This is a genomic window from Sulfuricurvum sp. (genome assembly GCF_028710345.1).
Lineage (GTDB): Bacteria > Campylobacterota > Campylobacteria > Campylobacterales > Sulfurimonadaceae > Sulfuricurvum.
This window is the reverse complement of the sequence record NZ_JAQTUH010000023.1, coordinates 9,352-16,534: the sequence shown is the minus strand read 5'-3', so window position 1 is coordinate 16,534 and position 7,183 is coordinate 9,352. Positions and strand designations below refer to the sequence as shown.

Annotated in this window: 1 protein-coding gene; it reads right to left on the bottom strand. The window is 39.6% G+C overall.

Going from position 1 to position 7,183, the window contains the following annotated elements; all coding sequences use genetic code 11:
- On the bottom strand, positions 1-7,183 hold a 7,183-nt coding region (locus PHC76_RS14060; protein WP_300210575.1), incomplete at both ends, for a calcium-binding protein.

The window sequence follows — 7,183 nt, the reverse complement described above, 5'->3', positions numbered from 1 at the left end:
ATTGGTGCCGGTGTCTCGGTTAGTATTGGTGCATCGTTAACCGCTTCGATAGCGAGATTAAGTGTTGCGGTAGTACTTAGACCGTAAGCGTTGGTTACTTTAATGGTAACACTGTCGCTGCCGTTTAGATTCGCATTTGGGTTGTAGTTCCAGCTCCCTGATTCATCAACACTAAACGCTCCTTTCGTGGAAGTATTGAGGACTTCGTAGACTAAAACGCCGCCGATAGGATTGGTAACGTTAAAGACTCCATTGGTAGCAGTATCTTCAAGAAGATTCGACGAAGTATCAGATAATGTTGGAGCGGAAACTTTGACCTCGAAGTTTAATGTTTGGGTAATTACCCCTCCGTTACTATCATCAATGGTGATGATAGCACTGTCACTTCCCATATAACCATCAACTGCACTATAACTCCATTTGCCATTCTCATCAACGTTGAGGGTTCCATGTGATGCTGCTGTTGAAACAGTGTAGGTAAGAATATCATTGTCGATATCGGTAGCACCTACGTCACCGCTGAAGATTCGAATATCTTGCAGGGTGTGGGTGATTTCAGCCTGGGCTTCAGGAGGAGTATTTTGGATCAATAAAGTTTCAATTGTAACGTTTGTTCCATCCGCAAATAATACAGATTCAAAGGGATTAGTAACATCCAATGCCCCTTTGATTGTTAATGTATTGCTAAGCTCCTCAAACGTTTTTCCTTCCTCCTTAATACCTATAATGACATCGATTCCAACCGTCTTGATCCAAAGATCATTAGAAGTGAGACCGTCTTTGAATACAACCGTATCGTTTCCTGATTGGGTCTGCCACCATTCGCCGATACCATTATCAGTAATAGTGTCATGTCCTGACCCACGCCCAAAGAGATAGGTGTCATCCCCAAATCCGCCATTTAGTGTATCATCACCACCCTCTCCATCGATTATATCATTACCACTTCCACCATTAATGATATCATTTCCGTCGTTGCCATTTAAGATATGGTCTTGTTCATCTATAAACGTTACGTTATCATCACCAGGGGTAAATAGTAGTGCTTCGAACTCTGTATTACTCATTATCGATCCATCACTGAACCCAAAATATTCAATGGTATTCAATGGCTTATAGTAATCTTGGATACGAATTGTATCTTCTGCCAAATCTTTAAGTGTAATCACCAAATCGTATCCGTCATTGCTAAGTGATAAATCATCTGCAGTTATCCCATCGCCGAAATAGAGGGTATCTACCCCTCCATCAATATTGTATTGCTTCTCGATTTTACTCCAACGCGCTACCCCCTCACTGTCGATAACGTATCCGTATTGTTCTTGAACAGCTGTCGCATTGTCATATATAGTATCTTTTCCATCCCCTTTGCCGAAGAAATAGGTATCATTGCCAGAAGATCCTTCCAAAAGGTCGCCGCCGCTTCCACCGATAAGAGTATCGTTACCTTCCCCACCGACAAGAATATCGTCGCCGCCCAAGCCAAGTATAAAATCATCGCCACTATTGCCGATTAAGGTATCATTATTTTCTGTACCGATCAGCATTCCACCCTCAGCCAATGCTCTGATTGCATCACCGTGTTGAGAAGCTTGAGCACGCATAAGATCGAGAAGTGACATATCCGCTGCATCGCCGAATGCAATTGATTCAATGCGATTATTCAACAAGAACCAATCCTTGATGGTAATGACGTTACTCAATTCATCAAAGGTTTTCCCGTCTTCTTTCAATCCGATATAGAGGTTATTATCATTCTCAAACGATTTCACGATAATATCATCCGCACTGATCCCATCGCCAAAGACGATGCGGTCATTTCCTCCATCACTCCCATCCGCTGAAAAATCATAAATCATATCTTTTCCGAAACCGCGATCAAAGCAATAAGTATCACTTCCAACTCCGCCAAAGAGCAAATCATCTCCTGCTCCACCGATCAGGGTATCATTGCCCGCACCCGTATCAAGTGCATCATCTCCAGCGCCGCCATCAACCGTATCGTCAAAGCCAAACGTACAGACGGCATCGCTTCCTCCGTTAGCACGAATCATGTTGGCTCGGTCGTTGAATCCGTCATATACGTCATCATTAACACTCCCCATTGCATCGAGGATATTTTGAGCAGTCCATATAGTTCCGTCACTAAATACAAGAATTTTACCCTCTCCATCGCTACTGTACCAGTTTTTCAGAATAAGCCCGTTGGCTACATCGTCTTTGGAGGAGATGTAAATATCTTCACTCCCTTGTATCCATGTGACGCGTAGGGAATCTGGAGTGATTCCTCCGCCGAAACGGATTGTATCGACCCCCAGCATATCGTCGATTACATCCACTCCGGCAAATTCGTTGATTAGGTATGTATCATTTCCTTCACCTCCGAAGAATAGATCGTCTCCTTTACTACCGGCGAGAGTATCGTCTCCGCTATTGCCGTGAAGTTCTCCGCCTTCTTGACGGGATCGGATCGAATCATTTCCGTCTGTCCCCATAAGGTCAATAATGTTTTGTGCAGTAAGTGTCGTACCATCTTCGAAAGCAAATATTTCGATCCGATTTTGCGTTGTATACCATCCGCTTAAACGTACTGTTGTCTCTTCAACAGAAAGAATAAGATCATCTCCTTCATAGCTGAGGGCAACCCTATCAGGTGTGATACCGTTAACAAATTCAATACGGTCATTTCCTGCACTGTCACTAATGGTATTGTCTCCACTATAGGTATCTATACGATAAATATCATTGCCATTTTGTCCATAATAGATCGTTTGATCGCCATCATCTACGTTAAATGTCGTCCCCTCTGAAACACCTTTTACCTTTTCGTACTGAAGATTGATGATATCGTTAACATTAAGTGTTGTGCCGTCATCAAACGAAAACGTTTCGATACGGTTATCCGAGGCATACCAGTTGCTCAAAGTCACTTCGGTTCCATTCGTCCATACTTTAAGGTCATTGTTATCAAACCATACCTCTACATCATCCGCAGTGATTCCGTTTACAAATTTCAACGTATCGTTTCCGCTTTGATCAAAGACGGTGTCTGAACCCATATTGCGATCAATGATATAGGTATCGTTTCCTTCTCCGCCGTAAAGCAGATCATCTCCTTCTCCGCCATCAAGAATGTCATCACCCGCTTCGCCGAAGAGCAGATCATTTCCTCTATTTCCGTTAACAATATCATTGCTATCACGCGCCATGATAATATCACCGTTATCACTCCCCTCCATCAAATCCTCATTTGGGGTTCCGTAATAGATAACACCGTCCGTATCAACGAGACCTAATATCTCATCCAACTCCATTGAGCTGCCGTCACTAAACGTAAACCGTTCGATTCGTCCACTTTCATCAAACCAGTTATTAACGGTAATCGTATCAGAAAGGTCATTGAGTGTTTTCCCGTCTTCTTTGAGAGAAATGAGGAGATTGTTATCAACTTGTTGTAAAATTAAATCGTTTTTTGTAATATTTTGACCAAAAGAGATTGTATCGAATCCGCCGTCTTCGTTAAATGTGTCATAAGAATCACCTCGATTATAAATATAGGTATCGTTCCCTACTCCTCCATCAATCTCATCTGCACCTTGTCCACCTTGAAGAGTATTGTCACCCTCGGTTCCCAGAATCAGATCATCTTGTGTTGTTTCGATAAGAGATACAATCTGATGATCACTTAGGGTTGTCCCGTCACTAAATACAAACGATTCGATACGGTTATCAATCTCATACCAATTGGCTAGAATCAATATATCAGAAGGGTTATCTGAATACTGGATGACCAAATTGGCATTCGTCAAACTGTTAAAATCAAAGTTAGAGTTATAGTTTCTAAATGCTTCGGCTAAGGCTACATTATCCGTATGGTTCATCAGATCATCGTTAAATTCAATACGAACTTTTAAATTATCTTTAGTAATACCTGCACCGAAGACAACTTTATCGGTTCCATACATATCCAAAATAGCATCACTTCCGTCTCCGATATTGACAAGATAAGTATCATCGCTATCGTATGTGTAAACATCATCATTACCGGCTCCGGTACTAATCGTATTGGTGATGTTTTCATTGAAAGTTACTAAAGTATCCCCTGATCCCATAGACACATTCGTATTACCTGAATTGGAAATAGAAAGATGCGAATCTCCCAAGGTTTCAACACGAATAAAGTTGTCTCCACCGTCAAAAAACAATGAACTTAATTGCGTATTAGCAATGTTAACGGTATTATTTCCGTTACCAATTTCTGCGTAAATTTTATCAGAACCTTTACTATTTACGGTATTGTTACCATTTCCTAAATAAAGTTCATCATAATCGTTTCCTTGATATGTAGAAAGATTTTGGTAATTTGCATCTCCAATTGAAACGGTATGGTTAGCATTACTTTTGATGTCAATGTAGTTTGATCCGGCTCCAGTATCAATGTTATCCGCTTGCCCTGTCATACCTGCATTAAGCTCATTGTATGCGTTATCACTCAGATAAATTTCATCATCACTGGATCCTGTTGCAATAGTATTTGCTCCCAACCCTAATGAAAGGTTGACATTATTAGCATTGTAGAAAATATCAGTATCATCCACACTCTTTTGTACAATTGTATTATTTCCATCACCCACAATGACAACTGTATTATCAATATCAGCACTGAATTCAATACTATTATTACCTTCCCCTGCATTAATATTTAGATTACCATCCCCACTTTGTATATCAATCGAATTATTACCATCACCCATACTAATTGAACTGTCCATTGCATAATTATTATCGCTGTTTTCTTTACCCACTGTTATGGTATTGTCACCACTACCAAGATTTAATTGATAATCTTGTGCAACATCGCTTAAGGTAATTTGGTTATCGCCGTCGCCTGCATCTACATGATTAGAATTTGGATTGAAGCTATAAATTTCTTGTGCGCTCTCAGGAATTGTATTAAAAGCAACATCTCCCGTAAAGGTTAATTGATATGGTCCTGTGATGTTATTACGTTGATAACCGATTCGTGCATCTTCATCTGAAAGATAATATCCACCAATAGAAAGCAAGTACTCACCGGCAGCAAGATCCAGACCCAAATACGAATCAAGCCCACTCGTACTACCATCTGTATACCCGTTTGAATCATCATTACTGTTAACATAGATCCAATTACCGAAAGTATCTTTTCGATATAAATAAATAGTACTGTCGAATCCTTGTTGAATTCCATCATGGTTTATATCTTGATAATTTGGTGAATCTTCTCCACTAGCCATTTCTGTTAATACATCAATTTGTAAATTTCCGCCACTATAATTAAACACCCATTGATCTACACTATTACTCCCATTTGCTAAATCTTGAATATACCCCTGCATGATCGACTGGACAGCAATATTATCAGTATCGTTTACAGTCTTTTGCGTAATTGTATTATTTCCATCACCCATATTAATGGTCACATTATCAATATCCGAACTAAATAAAACGCTGTTGTTCCCTGTTCCTCCATTAATGTTTAAAATACCGTCTCCGCTCACAATATCAACTTGATTATTGCCGTTACCCATATTAATCGAACTGTTCATCGTATAATTGTTATCGCTATTTTCTTTACCTACAATAATGGTATTATTGCCATTACCAAGATTTAATTGATAATCTTGTGCTGTATCACTCAAAGTGATTGTATTGTTGCCCTCTCCCATTCCTATCGAAATAGTATTAGGGTCACTAACTATCGTCAAAGTACTTTGCTGCCAATTACCGGTTGTTTCATCATAATACCAGTCATAGTAGCTATTTTCGATATCATTATCATCGATTTGAGTAATTACATTATCTCCGTTTTTCCCTTGAATAGACACATCATCTATATCTGCCGTAAAATTAATCTTATTATTTCCATTGCCTATTACGATATCCAAATTACCATCACCATTATTAAAACTAAGGTCATTAATACCATCGCCCACAATAATGGTAGTATCACGCCACAAATCATCAAATACAATTTCTTTAGAGAGTTTTTGCCCTATTTGTATTGTATTGTTTCCATCTCCGGCTGTAAATGTCAGATATCCTTCTCCGCCCCAGTATGACGTATCGAGAACAGCATCTTTTTCAAAAACACTGTTATTACCATCTCCAGCTTTAATATTTACACCTACCCATGAATCTTCAGCCAATAGATTAAAATTATTATCTCCCGCACCGACTATGGCTGTGATATATGATCCAGCGATACTATTATTTCCATCTCCTGCGTTAAGTTTATTACCCCAACCGCTTCCCATATTGATTTTATTATCTCCATTACCTACGGTGAGTGTCTCATAATATCCATCTCCGATATCGATGGTATTAGCTCCATTCCCAACCGTTACCGTATCATTGCCACCTTTAGCATTAATCACTAAACTATCATCGATTGATACCGTAGGATTAATCGTTTGCAAATAGGCTAAATCGATAATATCAGAACCATCAGTTCCATCATATGTTGATATTAGGCTGCGAGGGTCGATGATAGTACCATCAGAGAATTCAAGATTTTCGATACCGTAATCATTCAATCCAACTCGTTTGATGTAGAGTTTATCACTTAAATCGGAAAAAGCGACACCATCTTGTTTGAATCCGATGATGAGATATTCGTTATCCGAATGAATTTCGAGATTATTAGTACTAATTCCATTACCCAAACGAATTGTGTCAATTCCGGCAACATCTTGTATCGTATCATGTCCATCACCGATATTATAAAGGTAGGTATCATTGCCATCACCTCCTTCAATTGTATCATTTCCTAAGCCCATATCGGTCATATCATCTTGTTCGGAAAAGCGTAGGTAATCATCTCCTGAATTGTTTACCTGAAGCTGTGTGATACCACGAATATCAAGAAGGCTTCCGTCACTAAAAGAGAAACTTTCAATACGGTTATCGGCATTAAACCAGTTTTTGAGTGTAATCTTGTCTGTCAGCTGGTCAAACGTTTTACCGTCCTCTTTGAGTGCTACGATCAGGTCATTACTGTTTACAGAGGCTTTTACAATTATATCGTTCGACGTGATTCCCTCTCCAAATTGAAGAGTATCGTTGCCGGCACTGTCGATAATGGTATCTGTATCGTCTCCAAGATTAAAAATGTAAGTATCATTTCCGCCGCCCCCTTGAAGCG